Annotated in this window: 22 protein-coding genes and 1 tRNA gene; 17 read left to right on the plus strand and 6 right to left on the minus strand. The window is 38.0% G+C overall.

The features are described from left to right. Positions 1–50: 50 nt before the first annotated feature. The 3 genes from ACZYRN_RS17025 (at position 51) to ACZYRN_RS17035 (ending at position 2,508) form a co-directional block, all read left to right on the plus strand. On the plus strand, positions 51–1,697 hold the full coding sequence (locus tag ACZYRN_RS17025; RefSeq protein WP_488912814.1) for an ABC1 kinase family protein: 1,647 nt from the start codon (positions 51–53) through the stop codon (positions 1,695–1,697). A gap of 120 nt (positions 1,698–1,817) precedes the next feature. Then, complete coding sequence (locus ACZYRN_RS17030; protein ID WP_488912815.1) at positions 1,818–2,171, plus strand: hydrolase; 354 nt, start codon at positions 1,818–1,820, stop codon at positions 2,169–2,171. A 264-nt stretch (positions 2,172–2,435) separates the two neighbouring features. Continuing rightward, a tRNA-Val gene (locus ACZYRN_RS17035) sits at positions 2,436–2,508 on the plus strand. A gap of 160 nt (positions 2,509–2,668) precedes the next feature. On the opposite strand, the gene ACZYRN_RS17040 is transcribed toward ACZYRN_RS17035, so the two are convergent. Then, a complete protein-coding gene (locus ACZYRN_RS17040) occupies positions 2,669–3,901 on the minus strand; it encodes a helix-turn-helix transcriptional regulator (RefSeq protein WP_488912816.1) in 1,233 nt (410 codons plus the stop codon). A gap of 277 nt (positions 3,902–4,178) precedes the next feature. Between ACZYRN_RS17040 and uidA the strand changes: the two genes are divergently transcribed. Then, positions 4,179–5,993 (plus strand): beta-glucuronidase, encoded by a 1,815-nt coding sequence (gene uidA, locus ACZYRN_RS17045; RefSeq protein WP_488912817.1) that lies wholly within the window; start codon positions 4,179–4,181, stop codon positions 5,991–5,993. 386 nt (positions 5,994–6,379) lie between these two features. Continuing rightward, positions 6,380–6,595, plus strand: a complete 216-nt coding sequence (locus ACZYRN_RS17050; RefSeq protein ID WP_488912818.1) for a hypothetical protein — start codon at positions 6,380–6,382, stop codon at positions 6,593–6,595. A gap of 6 nt (positions 6,596–6,601) precedes the next feature. Here the strand turns inward: ACZYRN_RS17050 and sda are convergent, their stop codons facing one another. Then, a complete protein-coding gene (gene sda, locus ACZYRN_RS17055) occupies positions 6,602–6,733 on the minus strand; it encodes a sporulation histidine kinase inhibitor Sda (protein WP_488912876.1) in 132 nt (43 codons plus the stop codon). Between the two features lie 1,336 nt (positions 6,734–8,069). On the opposite strand from sda, the gene ACZYRN_RS17060 reads away from it, so the two are divergent. Genes ACZYRN_RS17060 through ACZYRN_RS17070 form a run of 3 tightly spaced genes read left to right on the plus strand, consistent with a single transcriptional unit; the run spans position 8,070 to position 8,806 of the window. Next, on the plus strand, positions 8,070–8,360 hold the full coding sequence (locus ACZYRN_RS17060; RefSeq protein WP_488912819.1) for a hypothetical protein: 291 nt from the start codon (positions 8,070–8,072) through the stop codon (positions 8,358–8,360). Beyond that, positions 8,323–8,628, plus strand: a complete 306-nt coding sequence (locus tag ACZYRN_RS17065) for a hypothetical protein (RefSeq protein WP_488912820.1) — start codon at positions 8,323–8,325, stop codon at positions 8,626–8,628. The genes ACZYRN_RS17060 and ACZYRN_RS17065 overlap by 38 nt, the downstream gene beginning before the upstream one ends. Continuing rightward, positions 8,621–8,806, plus strand: a complete 186-nt coding sequence (locus ACZYRN_RS17070) for a hypothetical protein (protein ID WP_488912821.1) — start codon at positions 8,621–8,623, stop codon at positions 8,804–8,806. The genes ACZYRN_RS17065 and ACZYRN_RS17070 overlap by 8 nt, the downstream gene beginning before the upstream one ends. 290 nt (positions 8,807–9,096) lie before the next feature. Here the strand turns inward: ACZYRN_RS17070 and ACZYRN_RS17075 are convergent, their stop codons facing one another. Next, positions 9,097–9,525, minus strand: a complete 429-nt coding sequence (locus tag ACZYRN_RS17075; RefSeq protein WP_488912822.1) for a hypothetical protein — start codon at positions 9,523–9,525, stop codon at positions 9,097–9,099. A gap of 911 nt (positions 9,526–10,436) precedes the next feature. On the opposite strand from ACZYRN_RS17075, the gene sstT reads away from it, so the two are divergent. The 3 genes from sstT to ACZYRN_RS17090 all read left to right on the plus strand — a co-directional run bounded on the left by sstT (position 10,437) and on the right by ACZYRN_RS17090 (position 13,647). Further along, positions 10,437–11,675 (plus strand): serine/threonine transporter SstT, encoded by a 1,239-nt coding sequence (gene sstT / locus ACZYRN_RS17080; RefSeq protein WP_488912823.1) that lies wholly within the window; start codon positions 10,437–10,439, stop codon positions 11,673–11,675. A gap of 504 nt (positions 11,676–12,179) precedes the next feature. Beyond that, positions 12,180–12,800, plus strand: coding sequence for an NAD(P)-dependent oxidoreductase (locus ACZYRN_RS17085; protein ID WP_488912824.1), 621 nt, complete (start codon positions 12,180–12,182; stop codon positions 12,798–12,800). Between the two features lie 382 nt (positions 12,801–13,182). Continuing rightward, positions 13,183–13,647 (plus strand): MarR family winged helix-turn-helix transcriptional regulator, encoded by a 465-nt coding sequence (locus tag ACZYRN_RS17090; protein WP_488912825.1) that lies wholly within the window; start codon positions 13,183–13,185, stop codon positions 13,645–13,647. A 167-nt stretch (positions 13,648–13,814) separates the two neighbouring features. Here the strand turns inward: ACZYRN_RS17090 and ACZYRN_RS17095 are convergent, their stop codons facing one another. The 3 genes from ACZYRN_RS17095 to ACZYRN_RS17105 all read right to left on the minus strand — a co-directional run bounded on the left by ACZYRN_RS17095 (position 13,815) and on the right by ACZYRN_RS17105 (position 16,799). After that, positions 13,815–14,687, minus strand: coding sequence for a YitT family protein (locus ACZYRN_RS17095; protein ID WP_488912826.1), 873 nt, complete (start codon positions 14,685–14,687; stop codon positions 13,815–13,817). Positions 14,688–15,002: 315 nt separating this feature from the next. Continuing rightward, a complete protein-coding gene (xylB, locus tag ACZYRN_RS17100) occupies positions 15,003–16,508 on the minus strand; it encodes a xylulokinase (RefSeq protein ID WP_488912827.1) in 1,506 nt (501 codons plus the stop codon). 150 nt (positions 16,509–16,658) lie between these two features. Further along, entirely contained in the window at positions 16,659–16,799 is a 141-nt protein-coding gene (locus tag ACZYRN_RS17105) for a ribbon-helix-helix domain-containing protein (protein ID WP_488912828.1), read from the minus strand. Between the two features lie 88 nt (positions 16,800–16,887). On the opposite strand from ACZYRN_RS17105, the gene ACZYRN_RS17110 reads away from it, so the two are divergent. From ACZYRN_RS17110 to ACZYRN_RS17135, 6 genes are all read left to right on the plus strand, one after another. Continuing rightward, positions 16,888–18,000 (plus strand): RNA-guided endonuclease TnpB family protein, encoded by a 1,113-nt coding sequence (locus tag ACZYRN_RS17110; RefSeq protein WP_488912829.1) that lies wholly within the window; start codon positions 16,888–16,890, stop codon positions 17,998–18,000. 1,223 nt (positions 18,001–19,223) lie between these two features. Continuing rightward, positions 19,224–19,784 carry a TetR/AcrR family transcriptional regulator gene (locus ACZYRN_RS17115; RefSeq protein ID WP_488912830.1) on the plus strand — a complete coding sequence of 187 codons (561 nt, stop codon included), beginning with the start codon at positions 19,224–19,226 and terminating at the stop codon, positions 19,782–19,784. 15 nt (positions 19,785–19,799) lie between these two features. After that, on the plus strand, positions 19,800–21,218 hold the full coding sequence (locus ACZYRN_RS17120; RefSeq protein ID WP_488912877.1) for a DHA2 family efflux MFS transporter permease subunit: 1,419 nt from the start codon (positions 19,800–19,802) through the stop codon (positions 21,216–21,218). Positions 21,219–21,262: 44 nt separating this feature from the next. Then, the gene (locus tag ACZYRN_RS17125; RefSeq protein ID WP_488912831.1) at positions 21,263–21,700 is read left to right on the plus strand and encodes a universal stress protein; all 438 of its coding nucleotides are present in this window, start codon (positions 21,263–21,265) and stop codon (positions 21,698–21,700) included. A 509-nt stretch (positions 21,701–22,209) separates the two neighbouring features. Continuing rightward, positions 22,210–23,676, plus strand: a complete 1,467-nt coding sequence (locus ACZYRN_RS17130; RefSeq protein WP_488912832.1) for a protein adenylyltransferase SelO — start codon at positions 22,210–22,212, stop codon at positions 23,674–23,676. A 123-nt stretch (positions 23,677–23,799) separates the two neighbouring features. Beyond that, positions 23,800–24,060: a hypothetical protein gene (locus ACZYRN_RS17135; RefSeq protein WP_488912833.1), complete on the plus strand. Its 261-nt coding sequence runs from the start codon at positions 23,800–23,802 to the stop codon at positions 24,058–24,060. The last annotated feature ends 71 nt before the right edge of the window (positions 24,061–24,131 follow it).

Genomic DNA, 24,131 nt, shown 5'->3' on the forward strand with positions numbered 1-24,131 from the left:
TAGGAATGTGTTATGATGGGAAAAACAACCGAAACGAAGAAGGTGGCAATGTGGGAAGAATCGGGACGCTGCGGCGTGCACCAGAGATTGTAGCGGTGTTCGCGAAGCACGGCTTTGCGGGATACATAAAAGACCTCGGACTAGCAGAGAAAATTCCATTCACGAGAAGAGGAGTGGAAGAGCAAAATGTAAAAGGCGAGCAGCTGCGGCGTGCACTCGAAGAACTTGGACCAACCTTTATAAAGCTCGGCCAGTTTTTATCAACGAGAACGGATCTATTGCCGCCATCTTGGACCGACCCGTTGTCGAAACTGCAAAGCGATGCGCCGGTTGTGCCTTTTGAAGAAATTAAAAAGATTGTTGAAACAGAGGCCGGACAGCCACTGAATAACTGGCTTATTTATATGGAAGAAGTACCGATCGGCGCTGCATCTATTGGACAGGTGCACCGTGCTGCGTTGAAAGATGGAACAGAAGTCGCTATTAAAGTTCGCCGTCCAGGCATTGAGCCCACTATACGCAAAGACATTTCGATTTTACGGCAGCTCGCCAGTCTTGCAGAGCGCAATTCAGAGCTTGCGCGGCAAATAAGCTTAAAAGCGATTATTGATGACTTTGCGAGTTCACTTCGCAGAGAAATGGATTATCGGAGAGAGGCAACGGAATCAGCCGGTGTCCGGGAAAATGTGAAAGCAAAGCATGTTTACGTGCCGCTTGTTTATTCAGAATGGTCCACAGAACAAATACTTGTGATGGAATATATGGATGGCAAGCCGCTGCATGGAGACGTTATTGCTGAAATGGAAGAAAAAGAGCGTCAGGAACTTGCTCATGCACTGTCTGAAACGGTGTTGCGCCAAGTGTTTATTGATGGTGTTTTTCATGCGGATCCGCATCCGGGAAACTTGTTGTTATTAAGAGACGGACGCCTTTGCCTTATTGATTTTGGCAACACGGGCCGATTATCGGATGAGATGAGGCATTTGCTGTCAGACTGCTTATTTGCCCTTGGCGACCGGGATGCGGCTGCACTGTCCATGCTCGTGCTTGAAATGGGATCACGAAAATCTGTTGATCGCCGTATGTTACAGCGTGATATTAGCCGATGGATGGGCGGCTATATGGATATTGAATTAGCGGATGTAGAAATGGGTACGATGCTGCGGGAGCTCTTCACCGTTGCAGGCAGTCATAGCATTAGCATTCCGGAAGATTTCGTGCAAGTGGGCCAGGCCTTTTTAAAAGTCGAGCAAACTGTCGTCTCCCTGGATCCCGGATCGAGTCTGTCAGGAATGGTACGCGATATGTCACACGAAGTGCTGATGGGCCGGATCAATCCGAAAGAACTCATGCGTGGATCGCGCTCATTTATGCGCTTAATGAAAATGGCGACAGACAAACTGCCAAGCGTTTTAAATGAAACGTTGAGTGAATGGGAAGGCGGCCAGCCGAAGCTGAAAATGCATATCACTGCTGATGAAAACATTATGAAGCGGATTGAACGGATGGCATCAATGGTTGTTCTAAGCATTATGATGCTTGCCTTCAGCATCGTTATGGCTGGACTGTTTGTCTCGATGCGAAACCGCCCGCCGCTTTCAGGAATGAACACCATCCATCTTGGCATGCTCACCGCCGTCATTATGACAATCATTTTCCTTACCGTCATTTACTTAATGTGGCGGAAGATAAAGTAAAATCCCTTTGGAACTCTGTACAACCAAATCACAGAGTTTTCCAAGGGGGTTTTTTGTTTTATTTTTTTCTGATCGGGTACAGGATATATAAATGAAAGAATGAAAGTAGGAGATGAAAAAATGATCGAGGACAAAAAAACGTATTACGTTGACCTTAATAGTGAAAGCATTTTAACAGAACCGTTAGACAGCCCGAGTTTTATTATTCACGCTACTGAACAGGAAGTAAATGTGTTGAGAGCCATATTTGAAAAAAAGTATGAGGCTGATTTAGAAACATTTGTTCGTTCGCACATACCGTATCTTGAATATCATCATGATCCTGAAAATGATCATTACGATGCATCCCAAAAAATTATTTATTCCATTATCTATCTATTAGGAAATGAAGAAGCTAAACAACATATCGAACAAATGGGCGTTCTCACCGACCGCAAATCCGATGATCCAAAAGAAATTGAACATTTTAGATAAAAAGCTGCAACTTTAACGCTCTTTTCACAATAGGCAGTTGATAAATGAATTGTTTTGTTTTGTTGGTTCTAGAAGACGGCTCCTTCATTGATGGAGCCGCTCATCAGAACTGAAATGACGAAACGTAAACAAAACTTCTCTAAGATGATGGTTATTGATAAATGTAAAATTGTAATTGACAAATATGGAATACAGACTATATAATAGAGACTCAGCATTGAACTTATACATAGTGTAGCAAAGGTTGAAAGCTGGTAATAAAACGATTCCTTAGCTCAGCTGGGAGAGCGCTACCTTGACAGGGTAGAGGTCGCTGGTTCGAACCCAGTAGGAATCATTGGGTGTTAAAACCCCTGAGAGAGCGTCAGGAACACGGTTTCTCTATGAAAAGATCACTTCTTCGGAGGTGGTCTTTTTTTGTGTACTTTTAACCGTGTGTGAGGGTCTGTCTGACGTGGAGACATTGTTTAAAGATATAATAGTAAAATCAATTTAAATTACATATTTTTCCTTTTGGTATATTGTGAAGGGGTTACAGATGTCAACTTTTTAAATACTTTGCCAAAGTAATTTAAATCATTAAATCCCACTATAAAGGCAATATCTGTAATCGATATATTCCCTCTTTGCAAATATAACTTTGCTTCCTCAACCCTCTTTAGATTAATAAACTCAGTTATGTTCATCCCTGTATCTTCTTTAAACTTCCGTGAAAGATGTGAAGGGTTAACGTGTATGTGTTTCGCGATGGTATTAAGTGTTATGGGGTGCCCTAAATTCAATAGAATATAATCTACAGTCTTTTTCACAATCGGGCTATAATGATCTGTAGAAAACGTTCTCACAAGTTCGCAATATTCATTCGCCATTAAGAGCATTAACTTTTTCAAACTTGGAATAGTAGTCGTTCTTTCAATTAAAATCGCAAACCTTTCTGAAATATTGTGAAGATAAACAGGATGTACGCCACTTCTTTCAGCCGCAACTCGATACAAAGTATTTGAAACAAATGCCATATTTTTGGAGGATCGAATGAGGCTTCCGGGTACGCGATCGGAAAACTCTACTAATATATCGATCCTAGAATCTATTAAGTTATTTACCTCTACTTGATCCCCTTTTGTTATGGCATCCATCAGTTTATTTTGGTATTGGTATCGATCTTCAATAATATGTTTATTTTCCTCGATCGTTATTTTTAGTTGATCATAGTTTATGACCGGTTTTAGGGTACTAGAGGAAATAGGCTGAGAATTTATATATTTATGACCACACAAATTAACAAGTAATTCTCCGATATAGTTAGATTCAATCTCACTTAAAACAGGCAAGGATTGGTAGAATTGTTCCAATTGTTTACGTTCACCGATCGGGAGACTGTTTTTAATAATAATTTCTTTTATCAGATCTATAACTAATGTACTTGAAATAAATGGACCTATTGTAATGCTGCCATAAAAGGAGTGGTCTCTCCAAAGGCCGACAGCCATATACTCAAGACCATATGTATTGATATGATGATAGTAACGATCGGATTGGTGTTGATTCAGAATTTCATTTATATGTACATACTCATTGTGCGGATGATCTAATACTACTGGGATGGAGTGGTTGATCGATTGAAATAGGGTATTTCCAGCGCCGTCATTTAATGCGACATCCATTTTTGTAATAGAATGCACCATTTGGCTTATCTTTATGTAATCATTAACATGCACTTTTTCCTCCAAATGAATTCCCCTTTCTTTTCCTCTTTTTAATTTACATAAAAAAATAATAAAAGGCAATATAATTACTAATCGAGTAAAAATTTTACGATCATAAAACAAATTGATCGATTATAATCAATTTAAAGCCCTTACAATGAGGGTGAATATACAATGATTTCTCATTGAATAGTAGATGATCTAAAAGGAAACTCTATCCTGTGAGATGGGAGCTTAAAATGGATCAAAAGTACAACTCATATGACAATAAGTTAGACAACTTGAATGGAGGAGAGCGTATATGTTATATCCAATTGCTACGGAAAGCCGTGTTGTGATGGATTTAAGTGGAATTTGGAAATTTATGATTGATAGAGAAGTGGAACCAATCGAGGTGTCACAAGCACTGCCAACGGATGAAGTGATGGCTGTTCCTGCTTCATTTAATGACCAGACGGTTACAAAAGAAATCCGCGAGCACAGCGGTTATATTTGGTATGAAAGAGAATTTAGTATTGCGAAGGCATTACGTAATGAAAGATTAGTCTTGCGTTTTGGTTCTGCTACTCATGAATCATGGGTGTACTTAAACGGTAAGGAAGTCGTTCATCATAAAGGCGGATTTACTCCATTTGAAGCAGAAATCAATGACTTTTTAGTAGATGGTGCGAACCGTTTAACCGTCCGTTTGAGTAATCTGTTGGATTATACGACTTTACCGGTTGGTAACTATAGTGAAAAGAAAGATGAAAATGGCCGCACTATTCGTAAAGTGGATGAAAACTTTGACTTCTTTAACTATGCAGGCTTGCATCGTCCAGTCAAAATTTATTCCACACCAAGCGACTACATCGAAGATATTGTTATCGTGCCTGAGGTAGATGTAGCTGCTAAAAAGGCTGATGTGCAAATTTCTGTGAAAACAGCAGGCAATTTTGATGAAGTACGTGTAACGATTTTTGATGAAGAAGGTAAGCAAGTGGCTCAATCTTCAGGTACAGATGTAAACGTTTCGCTCGAAAATGTTCAGTTGTGGCAGCCATTGAATGCCTATCTTTATAAAGCGAAAGTGGAAGGCCTTAAAGGCGGAGAAAGTGTTGATGTTTATGAAGAGTCATTCGGTGTCCGCAAGGTTGAAGTAAAGAGCGGCAAGTTCTTAATCAACGGTGAACCATTCTATTTCAAAGGCTTTGGTAAACATGAAGACACTTATGTAAATGGTCGTGGCTTGAACGAAGCTTATAATGTACTCGATATCAATTTGATGAAACAAATGGGGGCGAACTCATTCCGTACATCTCACTATCCATATTCAGAAGAAATGATGCGCTTATGTGACCGTGAAGGAATTGTTGTGATTGATGAAACACCAGCTGTCGGATTGTTCGCCGCATTTAGCTTTGATGTGTCTGCATTAGAAAAGGGTGACCCAATAGAAGACGATACTTGGGAAAAAATGAATACGACTGAAGCTCACAAACAGGTCATCCGTGAATTAATTGACCGTGATAAAAACCATGCCTGCGTAGTATTGTGGTCGATTGCCAATGAGGCAGCGACTTACGCAGAAGGTTCTTATGAATATTTTGAACCGTTATTCAGTTTGGCTCGTGAACTGGATCCGCAAAAACGCCCATGCACGTATGTCAATATTATGTTTGCAACGCCTAATGCTGACAAATGTGCAGATTTAGTAGATGTTATTGCCTTGAATCGCTATTATGGCTGGTATGTACAAACAGGTGATTTAAAAACGGCGGAAGAAAAGACTCGTCAAGAACTTGTAAAATGGCAAGAAAAATATCCAGATAAACCTATTATGTATACGGAATATGGTGCTGATACGGTAGCCGGATTCCATAGTCCTTATGGTGAGCCATTCTCTGAGGAATATCAAGAGGACTACTATCGCATGAATAGTAAAGTATTTGATGAAATTACTAACTTTGTCGGCGAACAATTATGGAACTTTGCCGATTTCCAAACAAAATTTGGTATTATGCGTGTTCAAGGTAACAAAAAAGGGATTTTCACTAGGTCAAGGGAACCCAAAATGGTCGTACGCTATTTGAGCGACCGCTGGAATAACATTCCGAATTTTGGGTATAAGAAATAATTTTATCCATAACAATACTTCTAAAAGAGGCAGATATGTTACATCACATATCTGCCTCTTTTTGTTAGCCCTATAGAAATAGGAAAGCGTGGGTATTAAACAAGGTGGTAGCTAAATTTCATAAAGTATATGAACAGAATATCAGCTTGGATCTAAAGTTTTAAAAAGGATAAGTAGAAAAAATATAAACTTTTTATAGGGATGGCAACTATGTTGATGAAGTGAGTATAAATCCAAACATACAAAAAAACGGAGGCTATTAATTCTAAATATATCTAATTACGAGGGGCGTTTAAGCGACAAAATCAACAAAAAACATAAAAGTTTAACAAAAATACACTATTTTAACTGATATAATTTTCCTTAGTAAAGAGGGAGGTTGAGTATTGGAGGAAGGAAATATATACAATACATTGCCATTGCATTCATTAGTGGAAGTGTATTATCAATTTTACAAAAATATAAAAAGAGGTATTTTATCTTACGCTATGTATCAAGAAATCGATTTGATCAAACAAGCAGCTAATCAAAAGGGGATCTCTTTTGATTATGTATATAAAAAAGGATCGCTGATGGTTAAAATTGAACAACAAATAAAATAAGCCCTATTATGTTTTTTTAGGGATAGAAAGATTTCTATTTTGGATTTCTTTTTGTAGGATAGAAATAAATTCTTTCTCTAAACGAAGCTCAAGAGCTTTATGGTGTGCCTTCAGTAACATTTTATCTGTGATGTGCATCAATTCGTATCTTTTCCTTATCTTCTAAACATTCACATTGATACCACTATTATCACAATGTAAATCCTGTAAAGCATAGAAGATCATCCATCCGACTTCATCGGGTGTTTTTTTTGTATGTTCCATTCATCCAAAGCAGCCGGCGAATATGCAAAATTTCTGTACCAGTGAGAAATGAAACAGGACTGAAAAGGCTGGTTTGTGGACATGCACGGAATTTGCATATGGTAAAACGAAGTGATTTTCAAAAACGTTGATGTATCAAGGGTTACACGATGATAATCTTGTATGAAGATTCAAAATCATTGTATAATTTATGTAAAGGATGAAACACCTATATAACTTAAAAGGGAGAGTGAAAGATTCATGCATCTAGTATCCTTTTTAGTAGGAATGTTTGTTGCATGGATATGTTCTTTTTTAGTATGGGATTATTTTTTTTCGATAGGTGAGATGATGAAATTAATGCAAAAATAGGGCTTACGTTCACTTATTTGGTCACCTCGTTTGCTTTTATGATGGAAAAATAATTGAAAATCCTTTTTTATGAGCTTTTTTGAAAAAGTATAGTCGGAGTTATTGTCATCACGTTGCTGAGCCCGAGCATCTCCGCCTTTACGTTCAGCTTCTTAAAGAGTTATTTTATCATTATTGTTAGTAGCCATTTAAAGTTCCCCTCAGTAAATTTGGATTTCACTTACCGTATGTTATTACCCGCCAAAGCTATTTAATAGAATTTGCAATGAATAGACTAAAGGTAAACGACAAAAGCTGATACAAAGAATAAAAAGAGTTCATTTTGTTTTTTTAGGGTATAGAAATAGGGAGGAAATAAAAAAAACAATCGTGGGTAGGATGGCGAGAGTGGCTGTCAAGGTATTAGGCGTAGGCGGGGCAGATACACTAAAAATGTGATATTTTATTTTTTTATTTCTTCAAAAAAAGTTACTTATATAGCTGGATGATTTGTCCAGTAATTCGTCTACATGATAACAAGCCCCCTTCTTTATAAAGAAGGGGGCTTGTTAGTTGAAGCATCATAAAAGCAATGATCGTTAAAAAACTCTAATAGGTATTTATTGTCTTTTACTAGGGTACAAAGGTTACATCATTATTTCCGAAGTATTATGGGGGGACAACATTCGATTTTATCAAGAGCCGGAAGCATACTACAAAAGTAAAGCAATAGAAGCACCAGCGTTTAGTAAAACTGAAGAGGACAGCGGGGAGATTAAGGAAAAGCCGACAGCCCCCACACCTTACGTTTCAAGGAACTAATAAACCAAATGAATGACATACAAGCAAAATTAAATTTTATTAATGAAGGTAATGAATAATGAATATCTATATCTATATCTTTCATGGGAAATCAGGCAAGATCGTAATTACAGGCGACGAGGCTTTATTAATGAAGATCGAAGGTGAGAGCTTAGATGGAATCGAAGTTTTAGACTTACGTGTAAACTCAGACGAACTTGCAATGTTGTTCCAACAAGCCAGTAGCCGCAAAACGGTTGAAGTGATCGGGCGCTATGCGTTGATGAAAGATAAATACCTGGGAACATTAGCAAATAAACGGAGGGGATTATATGTATCAGGATGTCCGAACATTATCGGTGAGGGTTAATAAGTTGCTCCAGTTTGCACTGGTCTGTAAAAATCTTACGCTAAAAACAAAGCGCAGCACACTAGAGAGCTACCGCCTGCCATTGGAAGCTATGTGCGATGGAGGGATGCTACACGAAATCGCTGTAAAACATTTAGATTTATTGGATTCGGCGTTAAATTACATTGAAACCGGTGATGAGTCGTATCTTCGACAAGGTGAAGCACATTACGAAAAGGCCGCGGAATTAATAGGCGCCTTGAGCGAGAAGCTGAAGAAAATTGATTAACTTAGTTGCACAATTATCTATGCGGAATAATATGACCGGCCCGTTACGTCAAGCTACGCGGCAATTGGATCAACTAAAACGGATGAGCAGAGAGACAGCGAGCGCTGTTGCGAGTTTTGTGTATAAGCTGCCTGCCACAACAAGCGATGCCGCGACGGCAACAGCGGCCCTTGCGTGAATGACGGCAAGCACTTCTCGATGCATCGTTCGCGGCGCGGCATTCGATGAACTCGAAAAGATAAATAAGAAGATCACCGCGGCTGATAAAAGGGAAAAAGCGAGTTATTCAACGATTCAATCGTCGAATAACTCGCTAAGTTTAACCTGTAGGGACTTTTTCAGTGTCCTCCATAAAAGGAGAGCGCTTCTTTAACAAGTGTGAGAAGTAAATAAATCGAATGATAACAAATACGAAAAGAGGCGTATTTAATGAGTAGTTAAGCCTCATACTCCTAACCCTTTTACTTATTATTCCTTCAAGCTATTCCTCCAAACCTTTTTCTCATCGTCTGTCATTCCACCAATAATTTTTGAAAAATCAACAGTCTGAGGCATACGTTGTTTTAATAGCTGAAATTGATTGAATGCACCTGCAAATGATTTTAATGTGGTGGAAGCTGAAATCACTTCGATATTTTCGATTACTGTACCATTGCATTCTAAGTGTTCAATCGGCATTTTATTGATGGCTGAAGCATCTTGGATATAGCAATCGACAAACGTTAGTTGCTGCAGTTTTTTGTTGCGCGTTAGAAATGTTAAGTCATGGAAAACACACTGTTCGATTATAAAGGTTCTTTTTCGATCCGAGAACAGTTCAGATGATCGATTAAAGTACATTAGATGCCAACCATTTTCAATTATGTTTAAATCACCCTTTTTCTCTATTTCTCTCACATTACCCGTACGCCAGGTTTTTAATAGAGCTCTCTTAAATATAACCTATTTTTATTAGATGTTGTGATACATTGGAATTAGGGAATGGTGCATTAAAACAGAGAAATGAGGGAAAATGCATGAAGAAGGGCTTGTTATGATTGTGATGACTTTAGTCGTTCTTTTATTAGTAGCTATCATTTGAGGAAGTAAAGGAAATTGAGGGTACGGGAGATGACTCGTTTGGGAATTTTACGGTGGACATTCCGATTATGCAAACAAGATTAGAAAAATTAGAAAATATTACATTTGAGTATAACGATAATTAGAGTATAAAATTTAGATGTAAGATATATGGACATGTCTTGATTAAGTCACTATTGTTGAACTGCCGAGAGGGTGTCACTTTAAACGTTAATTTGCACATATACCTATGTAATGGGCAGAAGCACAGGTGCTAAATTAGTAGCGCCTGTGCTTCTCATTCTTTTAAAAAAGTAATCGTCCTAGAAGGAGTTTTCAATCCATATTGTTTAGCTTTATTATTATGCGAATGTTCTCATAATTAAAACATTTTTTAATAAGAGAAATGGTATTGTAATATATGTATAAAATATTATAATACTATTTATTAGAAAGACAATTGTCTTTTTCAGGTGGAATATGATGGAACAATAAATATCTTAAAACCTATTTAGTTTGTGGGCTTTTTAATAGTTGTTGGGTCTTTGGAATGACTATAAAGAAGCAGGGAAGGAGAAAGTCAAAAGTCAAACGCCGAGACTGAGGTTGGTATATATTTAATAAAAGTCGTCTATGACTGAATCGTATCTATCTTGTAATCGATTTCATTCTATCGCCTGGTTATAAGGAAGGAATAGCTCAATTGGTGCAATGTTACAATTTTATCTGAAACTAATGGGGGAACATCTATGAAAAGCATACTGCAGAAGTGGAATCAGGTGAGCCTGGTCAAACAAATCATTATTGGTTTGATTGTTGGTATTATCCTGGCTGTCATTATTCCAGAAGCAGCAAAACCTGTTGCTATTTTAGGCTCTTTATTTGTCGGTGCTTTAAAAGCTATCGCGCCTGTATTGGTACTCGTCCTGGTTATGTCGGCCATCGCGCAGCATAAAAGCGGCCATCAAACGAATATGAAATCGATTATTGTTTTATATCTTTTAGGAACGTTTTTAGCAGGTTTAATCGCCGTTATTGTAAGTTTTATTTTTCCTGTTAGCTTATCGCTTGCAGACAGCGCTGAAGGTGTCACACCTCCAAGTGGTGTAACAGAAGTTTTGAAAACATTATTGCTGAACGTTGTCGATAATCCGGTAAATGCGATTGTGAATGCGAACTATATCGGGATTTTAGCCTGGGCGATTGTTCTTGGTTTGGCGCTAAGAAATGCCGCTGACACAACCAAAACGCTCATTACGAATTTTTCCGATGCGGTATCGAAAATGGTTGCATGGGTGATTAAGTTTGCTCCACTAGGAATCATGGGTCTCGTGATTGAATCGATTACAACCAATGGACTTGAGTCACTGCTTGGCTATGGGAAACTGCTTGCCGTGTTGATTGGCTGTCTGGTTTTTGTGGCGCTTGTTGTGAATCCAATCATTGTGTTTGCACTTATTCGTCAAAACCCTTATCCGCTTGTGTTTAAATGCTTAAGGGAAAGCGGAATTACCGCGTTCTTTACACGCAGCTCGGCAGCCAATATTCCGGTTAATATGAGATTGTGTGAAAATTTAGGATTGGATAAAGACAATTATTCTGTGTCCATTCCATTAGGTGCGACGATCAATATGGCAGGTGCTGCTGTTACGATTTCAGTTTTAACACTTGCGGCAGTTCATACTCTTGGTATTCAAGTGGACGTTCCTACGGCAATTATCCTGAGCGTGCTGTCAGCTGTATGTGCCTGCGGCGCTTCCGGGGTTGCTGGAGGATCTTTATTACTGATTCCTCTGGCATGCAGCTTGTTTGGAATCCCGGCTGATGTTGCTATGCAGGTCGTTGGGGTAGGTTTTATCATTGGTGTTTTACAAGATTCATTTGAAACAGCACTTAACTCATCTACAGATGTTCTTTTCACAGCAGCAGCTGAATTTAAAGAGTGGCGTAAGAAAGGTAAAAAAATAGATATCCATAAAACAGTATAAAGAAAAATCCCTTTATCTCTGCGATTGAACGGCTCCTCCAACGGTTAGTTTAACAATTGGAGGGGCCATTTTTTTGGAAAATAAATGATGACCGACAAAACCGGCGGTCAGAAACTTATCTAATGTAGTGTAGTGCTATCCCAGGACAAAATAAAAAAGTTAACCTGGGATGACACCTTTTTTTGTGATAAAAGTGACTGTTTTTTGCCTTTTAAAACACTTACAGGAAAGCGAATTTTCATTCTCAATTGTCCTCGGTGTAACTGAATAATAAAGTTGTTTAATTTTTGGGACGAACTGTTGAGTAACAATTTGAGTTGTCTTGCTTTTAATGTTTTAGAAACTGTTAAACGATAGTAGTGATATTCCATCAAAAGAACAAATAAAGGAGCAAGTACACTCCTTTATTTGTTCTTTTTTTAACAACGCACCCGTTAGTTGAACAAGACAATAAAATAACTTTTATAGTAGAATATTAGTATTTACAAAAGGAGCCTCATTCTTATGAATATTTTAGTTTTAGGTGCAACTGGCCGAGTTGGAAATCAAATAGTTACTTATGCCCTTCATGACAGACATTATGTTACTGTATTAGTTCGCACTCCAGAGAAGATTCAAATAAATAATGAAAATTTAACCATTATTCAAGGGAATGTTTTAAATAAAGATGATATCGTACGTGCAATGCATGGAATTGATGTAGTTATTAGTGCACTAAATACTGACGGCACAACCACTCTATCAGAAAGTATGCCACTTATTATCGAAGCAATGGAAAACGAAGGTATAAAACGAATAATAACTATAGGAACTGCGGGTATTCTGCAAAGTAGAACCACGCCAAATTCTATGCGTTATCAATCAAGTGAATCAAAGCGTAAGTCAACCCGTGCAGCGAAAGAACATCATAAAGTTTACGATATGCTCAAACAATCAACCCTCGAATGGACGATTGTCTGTCCTACATACTTGCCGGATGGAGAAAGGGTAGGCAAATATCGAATAGACCGAAATTTTTTGCCGGAGGGTGGAGCTGAAATATCTGTACCGGATACAGCAGAATTTACATTTGGACAGATAAAAGCAAGCGATTATATAAAATCACGTGTAGGTATCGCCTACTAATAATATTCTTAAACTACTTTCATATTGGATTAGCCGGTTTGTTGAAAAAGAAAATGGGATGCGGCAACAATCACGGCTCTCCAACTAAAGTGCTCTTTCTGGAATATCTAAAATATGAATTAGAATCTAAAAATCACAAGGAATTATAAGTAAAGGCTCTTTTTTCACTAAACTGTCCCGTTATTCCAACGTCTATCACTTTTTCGAGATGGTTGATTATCTGCATTTACTTTACAAACCTTTGTTTTATACTCTTTCGCGTATAGTATGTAGTCTTTTATTTTTAGTTAGTTTATTCTTAAAAGACTACAGAAATAAGCAACGACTTTTGCATTGTTATCGTCCACCAAATTGACATACAATAGCGGATTTTGTATAGTAAATGCCGAAGATTATGATTGGGGTGAATCGTTTGACTTCAGACTCTGAATTACAAAATTTAGATCTTATAGATTTATTAAGCGAGCGTCATAGTTTGGTCCGAAGAATCTCAGAGAAAGCATGGAACGATAAAAGTGACATTTATATTTCAAATTCCGAATGGTATATTATGGCCAGGGTTTATAAAAAGCGCCCGACCATTTCGTTTGTTACAAAAAATGTGGATATTTCTCGCCAGGCGATACACAAGTTTATCAAAAATCTTTCTGCAAAAGGATTAGTAAAAATCCAAAATGTAGAAAACAACAAGAAAGAGAAGTGTATCGAGTTAACAGATTTAGGAGAAGAATGCTACGAAAAAAATGCGGCTCTTAAAGCCCAACTTGAAAATAAAATTGCAGAAAAAATAGGTATTGAGCAAGTAAATAATCTTAAAGATATATTAAAGTTAGATTGGGAAATATAATGATGCAGTGGAGAAAATGTAAATTAGCAGGTTAAAAAGCATTGTAAATCACAATAGAATGTACACAAAAAACGCTTGGATTTCATTTTTCCAAGCGTTTTTTGTGCAGTATGTTAATGTCTTTCGTTTATCTATTTTCAGGTAGTATAAAAGCTCCTGGTATGTAATTAATGAATATCATGCTTTTTGAAGTTACCGCCTTTAACTTCTGCGACGTCATATACCGCTACAAAGGCATTTTCGTCAATTTCATGAATGATTTCTTTCATTTTGCTTTCTTCTAAACGGTTAATGACACAAGTGATTTCTTTAAATTGTTCATTTGAATAACCGCCTTGAGCTAATTTATACGTTGCGCCACGGCCTAGGCGGTCACGAATTGCCTCTACCATTAATTCGGGTTGATTTGTGATAATTTTAAAGGTCTTAGAGCCGCTTAAACCTTCTTCAACGATGTGAATTACTTTAGAAGCAATAAAGTAAGCGATTGCCGAAAGAATCGCTCCTTGGAGTCCGAATACTGTTGATACAACAATAAAGACAAACATATTTAAGAATAGGATGAGGTCACTTGTTCCAAACGGTAATTTTCGAGAAAGTAGTACGGCTAACATATCAATTCCATCTAATGCACCGCCATTTCGTAATGCTAACCCCATTCCAAAACCGATGATAATGCCGCCAACAACGGTTACTAACAATGTATCACCTTGAATAATGGTTGATACATGGTGCATAAGGCTGGTACCGACTGCTAGTGAAGCAATACCGATAACCGAATAAATAGCAAAACTTCTACCAATTTGTTTATATCCTAAAAATACGAATGGGATATTCAGTACTGCAATTAGAAGCCCCAAAGGTAATCCAATTAATTGTGACCCAACGATACTCAGACCTGTCACGCCACCGTCTGATACGTTGTTTGGGATTAATACCGCTTCTAGTCCGTATGCTGTTATAAGCCCCCCAATAATAACCAATAACGCTCGTGAAACCAATTTAAGTTTATTGGGTTTTTGCTTTGTGATTGTACTCATATTAATTTCCTCGTTTCAAACTATTTTCTCTTTGCATATTTACACTTTTTCCTCATTTAAGTACTCATATTTTTAACACTTTAGCACCTGCCGAGTATAATTATATTAGTATTTTCATTTTTCGGCAAAATCAAAAGTCTTTTTCAAAGCTTGAAGAACAGTGTAGTTTACGCCTTCATGTTTAGTCACTCTATTTTTTTCTTAAAATAACATTCTTTGTACATAAGAATTTACAGATTGACAATGGCTGTTGTTAATATGGCATTTGAGGTATTATTTTCTATATATTTAATCTGTTATTAGTTTGAGACTTACCTAAAAGTCTTGCTTCATAGCAAGCTGATGGAATAATTGTTTGTTCTGCACATAAGCACTTTTATAAAGCTCGTACATTTCGTTGTAAAACCCGGCAACTGCTGGATCTGGACGAACAGGTTCAGGGTTCATTCTAATAATCGATTCACAAGCGCTTTGAATAGAGTCATATTTTCCAGTGCCAACCCCCGCTGTAATAGCAGCACCCGTACACGCCTGTTCTAACTGGTTTACTTTGTAAATTTCTTTGTTTAAAATATTCGCTTGAATGTTCAGCCATACATCACTTCTTGCTCCTCCGCCAGAAGCAATAAAAGTATCCATTTTTATATTCAAAGAATGAAAAATTTCTACGGAATCCTTTAAAGCAAAAACGACACCTTCCATAACAGAACGAATAAGGTGTGCTTTGCTATGTTTTAAAGTTAAGCCTAAAAAAGTTCCTCTTGCTAAATCGTCCATGTGAGGCGTTCTTTCTCCGGATAAGTAAGGGAGAAACAGCAACCCTTCACTGCCGGGTATCACTTGCTTGGCCAATTCATTAATTTCCGGGTAAGAAAGGTTGTTTAATATTTTTTTATTAAGCCAGCTGAGCGACAAACCGGCAGCTAAATTCGCTCCCATGATACTCCATGTCCCCGGCACTGCATGGCAAAATGTGTGAGTTCTCATTTCAGTCTCATAAATAGGTTCTGGATTAATAGAAAAGGTTTGACCGCCAGTGCCAATTGTCAAAGATACTTGGCCAGGCTTCACGATGCCGTTGCCGATGGATTGCATGGACTGATCACCGCCGCCGTAAACAACCGGCGTCCCAGGCGCCAACCCTGTTTCTTCAGCGGCTTTTACTGTAACTTGACCGGCAATATCAATCGATTCATGTACATCCGGGTAAAAATCGGGATTCAATCCTACTTTTTTGATTAATTCAAAAGCCCATTTCCTATTTTGGATATCAAACGCTAATGTAGCTGAAGCGTCTGTAAAATCGGTGCCGCATTCTCCTGTCAGTTTTAAACGGATATAATCTTTCGGCAATAGCACCTTATTTATTTTTTCATAAACAAATGGTTCGTTCTTTTTAATCCATAACAACGATGGCAGTTGAAAGCCTGTAAATATAGAATTCATTACTGTTTTTTTGACCGTTTCTCTTCCAATGATCGAATAGATTTCCGCTGCTTCTTTTCCAGAACGCTGATCTGACCAAATAATTGCCGGACGTATCGGAAGAAGATTTCGGTCTATCATGACCAGTCCATGCATTTGGCCCGAAAAACCGATTCCTTTAATCGTTCTAGAATGTAGACCTGTTTTATTCAAGACCTGTTTAATCGTCAATACTACTGCATTCCACCAGACGTTAGGATCTTGTTCCGCATAACCGCTCTTTTCGATCATCATTTCATAGCTTTGTTGAGCAGTTCCTTTTATAGAGCCGTTTTCGTCCATAATAACCGTTTTCACACTGGAAGTTCCTAAATCAATGCCCATTAAATAACTCAATTCTATCCCTCCAACTAATTAAAAAGAAGGCTCAGACACGGCCCTATTCCTTTTTTAACATATTTCCGAAAGAAGTCTCCCTCTTCAATCGCGTGCAGGGCGTAGCCCAACGATAAGGGGGAGATGAATTTTGGTTGGCTTTAGCCAAATTTATTTTTCTAAGCCTTTTCGTAATAATTCAAGAATGGTAGCAGTTCGTGTGGCAATAGCATTTTCCTTTTGATACTGATCTAATTTCTCTATGATTGCTTTCGGCATACGGATTTCTACACGTTCTTTTTCATTTGACATATTTATCACCTCGCACTTGATTGTATCGTAATAATACCGTACAATCAATATGTACGATATTATTACGTACAAAGGGAGGTGGAATGATATGACTAAGAATAACAAAGCTTATAAGTTTCGATTGATACTAACAAAAGAGCAAGGTATTTTGATTCGTAAAACATTTGGCTGTGTACGATTCACATATAATAAAATGTTAACTGAACGAAAAGGAACCTACGAAAAGTTCAAAGAAGATAAGAAAACTCTCAAAAAACAAAAGTTTCCTACTCCTGCTAAATACAAAGATGAATTTCCCTTCTTAAAAGAAGTGGATTCTTTAGCTTTAGCCAATGGACAAATGAATTTACAACAAGCCTACAAAAACTTTTTTGAAGGTCGTGCTGAATTTCCAAAATTCAAGAGTCGTAAATCAAGACAATCTTATACAACGAACCTTGTAAATGGAAACATCGAACTAAAAGATGGTCATATCAAATTGCCAAAATTAAAATGGGTAAAAATCAAACAACACCGAGAAATTCCTACTAATCACAAAATAAAATCTTGTACCATTTCTATGACCAAATCGGAAAAATACTACGTATCTGTGCTAACAGAATATGAAAAAGAAATAAAGACTAAAACAATAGAACATATTGTAGGGTTAGATTTTGCTATGTCTGAGTTATATGTTAGTAGCGAGAATGAGAAAGCCAATTATCCTCGGTATTATCGTGTAATATCAGAAAAATTAGCAAAAGCACAACGTATTCTATCTAAACGCAAGAAGGGTTCTGCTCGTTGGAATAAGCAACGTATAGTAGTTGCTAAGTTACATGAAAAAGCAGCAAACCAACGCATGAATTTCCTTCACCATAAATCAAAAGAGTTAGTGTCTACTTTTGACGCTGTAGTGATTGAGGACTTGAACATGAAAGGTATGTCTCAAGCCCTCCACTTTGGTAAAAGCGTTTACGACAATGGTTGGGGTATGTTCACTACTTTTTTAGAATACAAGCTAAAAGAGCAAGGAAAGCAATTAGTGAAAATCGACAAATGGTTTCCTTCCACTAAAAAATGTTCACACTGTGGAGCAGAAAAACATATGACATTAGCTGAACGCACCTATCATTGTTCCTGTGGATACGCAGCAGATCGTGACTATAATTCAGCAATCAACATTAAAAACGAAGGATTACGCTTATTAGCCTTATCATAAAAACAAAAACTCTTGGAACAAGAGGGTTAGCTCGGTCATTTTTCGTTAGCTAGTAAAAGTAACGATAAGTCGAGAAGCTCCCACTTCAATTAGAACGCAAGGTCAATAAGTGGCGAGTAGTTCACATACTTTAAGCTTTCTTAAAAAATTACTTGAAGATTTTATGTTGGGGGCTTTTGATGTTATAGAGGGAAATTTAAGTTTATTATCATAACCTAAAAAAAGAAAGCAATCCACGGTTCGTTAGAACAGCGAATTGCTTTTTGTATACTTCCCGTTATGTATGTTTTCATTATTTCACTTTTTCAAGATCCTTCCCTGGTACCGGCCCCGCCTACGCCAAGTACTGTGACGGCCACGCATGCCATCCAACCTGTTTTCATTATAATTGAAAACGTTTTCATAAGTCCATTCTTTTCGTACCAAAAATTTCGACAGGATCGGCCATTGTCCTTTTAAAAGAAGAAGTCCACTATGCAAGATTGTTATTAGTCAAACTTAATAGTATCAAGGCTTCGATTGATAAAAGTGACAAAGTGAAAATCCTTTTATAAAAATTTCTTTTACTTGTTTTTCTAGAAATATTTTCACTTGCGATTGCCCGCCAGCGTATGTGTATTTTGAATACCCTTTGTTTATACTAAAGAAAAAACTGAGGTGGATTTTATGTCCGGGTTTTACGATCATTTCATCAGTCCTTTGTTCTTCCTTTTTTTTATGTTTGGTGTAGCGATAACACTAACAGCCGTACTTGCTCGTAAACCTAAGAATAAAAAGAAGCAGAATTAGTTAGAAGCCCCTCTAAACTTTGGCGCTATAAGTTGGCGAAGAAAAGGAAAAGGGGTAGTATTAGTAACGTAACATGATTGTAGAGCGACCACAGGAAGGCAAGGCAATCAGCAAGCAACGTCCAGACTTCTGGGGAAGTAGATCCCAGAAGAAATTTAGTGAGGCGCAGATTGAACTCGCTTTGCAACTGTTTGAGGCGTGTTCACATAATCAGGCTGAAGAAAAGACCGGCCTTTCAAAGAGCACGTTAATAAGAGTGAGATGTAAAGAAGCAGCGGCAGAGTAATCGTTGCTTTTTATTTGTTTGTCAATTAAACTTCATTTTAAATTCTGCTTAGTGAATAAAAAATTTACAAAAAAATCTTGAATTACAGAAAAAATTTATGATATAGTGATAAACAGACCGGTTGGTATGGAGGAGGTGTACTACGGGAATGGATACAAAATCGCTGATAATCGACATCGCGACAACACTTTTCCAGCAAAAAGGATATTTGGGTGTAGGATTAAATGAAATTTTAAAAGCATGTAATATTTCAAAAGGCTCGCTTTATCACCACTTTCCGAATGGAAAAGAAGAATTACTCATCGCTTGCCTTCAGTTAATGAATGAAGAGATTACTACGGACATCGAGAAAATTTTCAAAGAACATCAAACTACTCAAGAAGCCCTTCATGCGATGATTGAAAAATTAGTAGCCGACTTTGATCGAGAAGGTACACTTACTGGTTATACATTTAGCAGCATTGTTAGCGAAATGGCATCACTAAGTGAACCAGTCCGAAATGCCTGTTCGAATCTTTATACAAAGATGCAAGGAATTTATTCGAACAAGTTAGTAGAGGATGGGTTTTCGAAAGAAACTGCTCATTCAATTGCTCTTATGATGACGGCTTCTATTGAAGGTGGAATGATGCTTTGTTTAACTAACAAAACAAGTGAACCACTAAAAGTTATTTCGCAAGTATTGCCCAATTTATTGAAGGAGTTTTAATAATTGAATACACAAATCGCAGCAGAATCGATAACGAAACAACAAATCAGAACAGGCCCGATCATGGCGGCTCTTTTAGTAGCAGGCTTTGTCGGACTTTTTAGTGAAACAGCATTAAATATTGCCTTAGGTGACTTAAGTCAATTATTTAATGTAAGTGCTACAACTATTCAATGGTTAGCAACAGGCTACTTTTTAACATTAGGTATTTTAATACCAGTAACAGGGATCTTGATGCAAAAGTTTACTACGCGTCAAATGTTTTTAACTTCTATAATTTTAACCATTGTCGGGACGGTTTTAGCAGCAGTAGCACCTGTATTTAGTGTTTTATTAGCAGGACGTGTTATTCAAGCAGCAGGTTTAGCCATTAATTTACCTTTAACGCAAAATGTTATTTTTACGATCTTCCCTCCAAATAAACGAGGTGCCGCTATGGGGATCATGGGCTTGGTGATGTTAGCTGGTCCAGCATTAGGTCCAACAATAGCAGGACTTATTTTAGATACATTATCATGGGCATGGATTTTCTGGGTTCAAGTACCATTCTTACTGTTCTCACTTATTATCGGATTTAAGTTCCTGCCAAATGTAAATGAAGTACGTAAAGTTTCGATTGATGCATTATCGGTTGTTCTTTCAACAATTGGATTTGGCGGTATCGTATATGGATTTAGTGTATCTGGTGAAGCTGGATGGACTAGTGCAACCGTTCTTGGAACAATCATCGTTGGATTAATTGCAATCCTTCTATTCTCTGTTCGTCAAATGAAAATGCAGAAACCTATGATGAATTTAAGAGCATTTAAGTACCCACTTTTCGTACTTGGCGTATTTATGAGTTTTATTACATTCTTTAATATGCTGTCAATGCTTGTTATTTTACCAATGTATATGCAAATGGCTTTATTAATTGCGGCATTTACAACAGGTCTAATCCTTCTACCGGGTAGCTTACTTAACTGTATATTAGCGCCAATCATCGGTAAATTATTTGACAAATATGGTCCGAAAGCAATTATTACACCCGGTACTATTTTAGTAGTCATTGCTTATGCGCTATATGCACAATTAGGTACAGATACGGCTTTATGGGTAGTTGTAGTCATTCATATTATTATGATGTTAGGGATCGGTGCGGTGCTTGCTTCAACACAAACAAACACACTAAATTCTCTTCCAAAAGAGTACTATCCAGATGGAATCGCAATTACTCAAACAATCCAACAAGTAGCCGGGGCAGTTGGTATTGCGGTTATGGTATCGCTTCTATCAGCTAAACAAAATAGTTATTTAACAACAGTTGGCGATGATTTGTCAGAAGCTGCAGCATCAGGATCATCATTTGTATTTATAGTCGGTTTAGTATTTGCCGTGATTAATTTAGTATTGTCTTTATTCATGAAAAAACCAAAAGAGGTAAAATTAAAATAATCAAAACTGATTTTATCACATGAATTTAAAGGAGATTATGAGAAATGGCAAATCATTATCAAAGTATTGTTGTAGCCGTGGACGCTTCAAAAGAAGCAGAGTTCGCTTTTCGCAAATCAATTGATGTTGCAAAACGTAACCAAGGATCAAGATTGAACATCGTTAATATAATTGATACCCGTTCATTCGAAACATATGAACGTTCCGTTTTTGATACTGCACAGAAACAGTCTGAGGAACTTTTAAATGACTACAAACTACAAGCTGAGGCAGAAGGTATTGACAATGTAAATGTAGTAATCGAATACGGTTCTCCGAAAAACATCCTTACTAAAGAGCTTTCAAACATAGTGGATGCCGATTTAATCATCTGTGGTGCAACGGGGCTAAATGCTGTTGAACGTTTCTTACTTGGTTCCGTATCTGAAGCAATCGTCCGTTTTGCTAAATGTGATGTTTTAGTAATCCGTACACCTGAGTGATTGTATGATCTTTAATTGAAAATATTTAATTAATGAAAAGATAGAAAGAACTCAAGCTAAAAATGCGTTTCTACAATAAGTGGAGACGCATTTTTTTATTGAAGTAACAGAGCAGAATAGTTCTATAAATGATTGGATGTAAATAACTAAGAAACCCAGCTAACCTTTTCGGTTGGATTCATCTGTAAGAACCTCTTTTCTAAATAGAAGAACAGAAGAGTCATCCTCTTTACTGCTAGATGACAAAATGTACTTTATTGGTTGCCAAACTGCTCAGACCCATTTTTGATTTTCTGGCGTTTCTGATTCCAGAATATACATAAAAATAGTTAAAGGCGTCAACTTTGTATTGAAAGGGTATAATAAATGGGCAGACGCAGACATTAAAAAGACTGCCTTATGTGGATATAGAAAGTAAAGAATGAAAAATCGTGTAGAATAATTCATGCTTTTTTTTGGATAAAAGAAATAATCGGGATCCAAAAATACAAAAGAAAAAAGGGGATAATATGTCAAAGAAAATAGAAACAGGCTGGAAATTAGACAACAGTTATGCCCGTCTGCCGGAATCATTTTATACCAGTCATCAACCAGTCCCGGTACGCTCACCGGGATTAATTATTCTTAATGATCGGTTAGCGGGATCCTTAGGGTTGAACGCCGAGGCGTTGCAAAGCGAAGAGGGTGTAGCAGTGCTTTCGGGCAACCGTGTTCCTGAAGGCGCGATGCCTCTTGCTCAAGCTTACGCAGGGCATCAATTCGGCCATTTTACGATGTTAGGGGACGGCCGGGCTCTGCTGCTTGGCGAGCAGATCACTCCCCGGGGTGAGCGAGTTGATATTCAGCTTAAAGGTTCAGGCAGAACGCCGTATTCTCGCGGAGGCGATGGTCGAGCGGCACTTGGGCCGATGCTGCGCGAATATATCATTAGTGAAGCAATGCATGCGCTTGGTATTCCTACGACCCGTAGTCTAGCAGTAGTGACAACCGGTGAGTCAGTCATCCGCGAGACCGATCTGCCTGGTGCTATTCTAACGCGTGTGGCTGACAGTCATCTGCGCGTTGGTACTTTTCAATACGTTGCAAAATGGGGTACAGAGGAGGAACTCCGGATCCTGGCTGACTATACGTTAAAGCGCCATTATCCAGACGTTGAAGCTGATGAGGATCGATACCTTTCGCTGCTTCAGGAAGTGATCAAGCGCCAAGCTGCACTCATTGCCAAATGGCAGCTGGTTGGCTTTATCCATGGGGTGATGAACACCGATAACATGACCATTAGTGGCGAAACCATTGATTATGGTCCTTGCGCTTTCATGGATAGTTATGACCCAGCGACGGTATTCAGTTCCATTGACATTCAAGGCCGCTATGCTTATGGCAATCAGCCGCAGATTGCCGGATGGAATCTCGCGCGATTTGCTGAAACATTATTGCCACTGCTGCATGAAAATCAGGCGGAGGCTGTCAAACTGGCTCAGGATGCGATTTCACATTTTACGGAGTTGTATCACGAGAATCGGCTGGCGGGAATGAGAGCAAAACTGGGGATATTTAACGAAGAGATACAGGATAAATCACTTATTGAAGACCTCCTCACTATGATGCAGAAGTATCAGGCAGACTATACGAACACCTTCCGCGCATTAACGTTTGATAAACTAGAGAATACGGTTCTGTTTGGGACTCCGGAATTTGCGCAGTGGCATGAGCTCTGGCAGGCGAGATTAGGCAGACAGCAGGAATCGAGAGACTCCTCGAATCAGTTGATGCGAAAAAGCAATCCAGCGCTAATCCCTCGGAACCACAGAGTAGAAGCCGCCTTAGAAGCGGCAGTGAAACAAGGAGACTACAGTGTGATGAAGCGGCTTCTTAATGTTCTTTCAAGCCCTTACGCACACTCTCCTGAGCAGGAGGATTATTCTACACCGTCTGCGCCATCAAATCGTCCTTACCAAACTTTTTGCGGTACCTGATACAGAAGCGGTGGGAAGGGGTTATGTTCACAAGTTGGTTAATTAAAAAACATTGTTTTTATATGTATCAAAAGATGGAACCTACTGGTATAATGGGTTTTAAAAATAGTAGGAGGACATACAATGTCTAGTACAGAAGATAAGAATAATGAGAAGCAGCAAATGGAAAGCATCTTATCTGCTTTAAACGACTCTAAAGGCCTTGAATTTAACACGACTGAACACGGGGTTTACACACTTATAACAAATGGGATTCCTATGGAAAATGTGGAAGGTTACGATGATGAATACTTCACTTTTACACATGCGAATACTAACTATAAAGTGACCATGAGATCCAATGAGAATGACCGTTTCCAAATTGATAAAATAGAGGTTATTTGATTCAAATGAAGCAGCATCAGGGGGACTAAATTTAGTCCGCCTTCTTTTTTTGTCCAAGACGGCCGCAGCAG

Source organism: Domibacillus sp. F004, from assembly GCF_057814295.1.

Excerpts from the sequence above, each read along its gene's own strand:
- ACZYRN_RS17130 (WP_488912832.1), top strand. The coding sequence starts at position 22,210 with ATGTCAAAGAAAATAGAAACAGGCTGGAAATTAGACAACAGTTATGCC.
- ACZYRN_RS17060 (WP_488912819.1), top strand. The coding sequence starts at position 8,070 with ATGAATATCTATATCTATATCTTTCATGGGAAATCAGGCAAGATCGTA.
- ACZYRN_RS17085 (WP_488912824.1), top strand. The coding sequence starts at position 12,180 with ATGAATATTTTAGTTTTAGGTGCAACTGGCCGAGTTGGAAATCAAATA.
- ACZYRN_RS17065 (WP_488912820.1), top strand. The coding sequence starts at position 8,323 with ATGTATCAGGATGTCCGAACATTATCGGTGAGGGTTAATAAGTTGCTC.
- ACZYRN_RS17125 (WP_488912831.1), top strand. The coding sequence starts at position 21,263 with ATGGCAAATCATTATCAAAGTATTGTTGTAGCCGTGGACGCTTCAAAA.
- ACZYRN_RS17030 (WP_488912815.1), top strand. The coding sequence starts at position 1,818 with ATGATCGAGGACAAAAAAACGTATTACGTTGACCTTAATAGTGAAAGC.
- ACZYRN_RS17095 (WP_488912826.1), bottom strand. The coding sequence starts at position 14,687 with ATGAGTACAATCACAAAGCAAAAACCCAATAAACTTAAATTGGTTTCA.
- ACZYRN_RS17135 (WP_488912833.1), top strand. The coding sequence starts at position 23,800 with ATGTCTAGTACAGAAGATAAGAATAATGAGAAGCAGCAAATGGAAAGC.
- ACZYRN_RS17110 (WP_488912829.1), top strand. The coding sequence starts at position 16,888 with ATGACTAAGAATAACAAAGCTTATAAGTTTCGATTGATACTAACAAAA.
- ACZYRN_RS17115 (WP_488912830.1), top strand. The coding sequence starts at position 19,224 with ATGGATACAAAATCGCTGATAATCGACATCGCGACAACACTTTTCCAG.
- sstT (WP_488912823.1), top strand. The coding sequence starts at position 10,437 with ATGAAAAGCATACTGCAGAAGTGGAATCAGGTGAGCCTGGTCAAACAA.
- uidA (WP_488912817.1), top strand. The coding sequence starts at position 4,179 with ATGTTATATCCAATTGCTACGGAAAGCCGTGTTGTGATGGATTTAAGT.
- ACZYRN_RS17105 (WP_488912828.1), bottom strand. The coding sequence starts at position 16,799 with ATGTCAAATGAAAAAGAACGTGTAGAAATCCGTATGCCGAAAGCAATC.
- ACZYRN_RS17090 (WP_488912825.1), top strand. The coding sequence starts at position 13,183 with ATGCCGAAGATTATGATTGGGGTGAATCGTTTGACTTCAGACTCTGAA.
- sda (WP_488912876.1), bottom strand. The coding sequence starts at position 6,733 with ATGCACATCACAGATAAAATGTTACTGAAGGCACACCATAAAGCTCTT.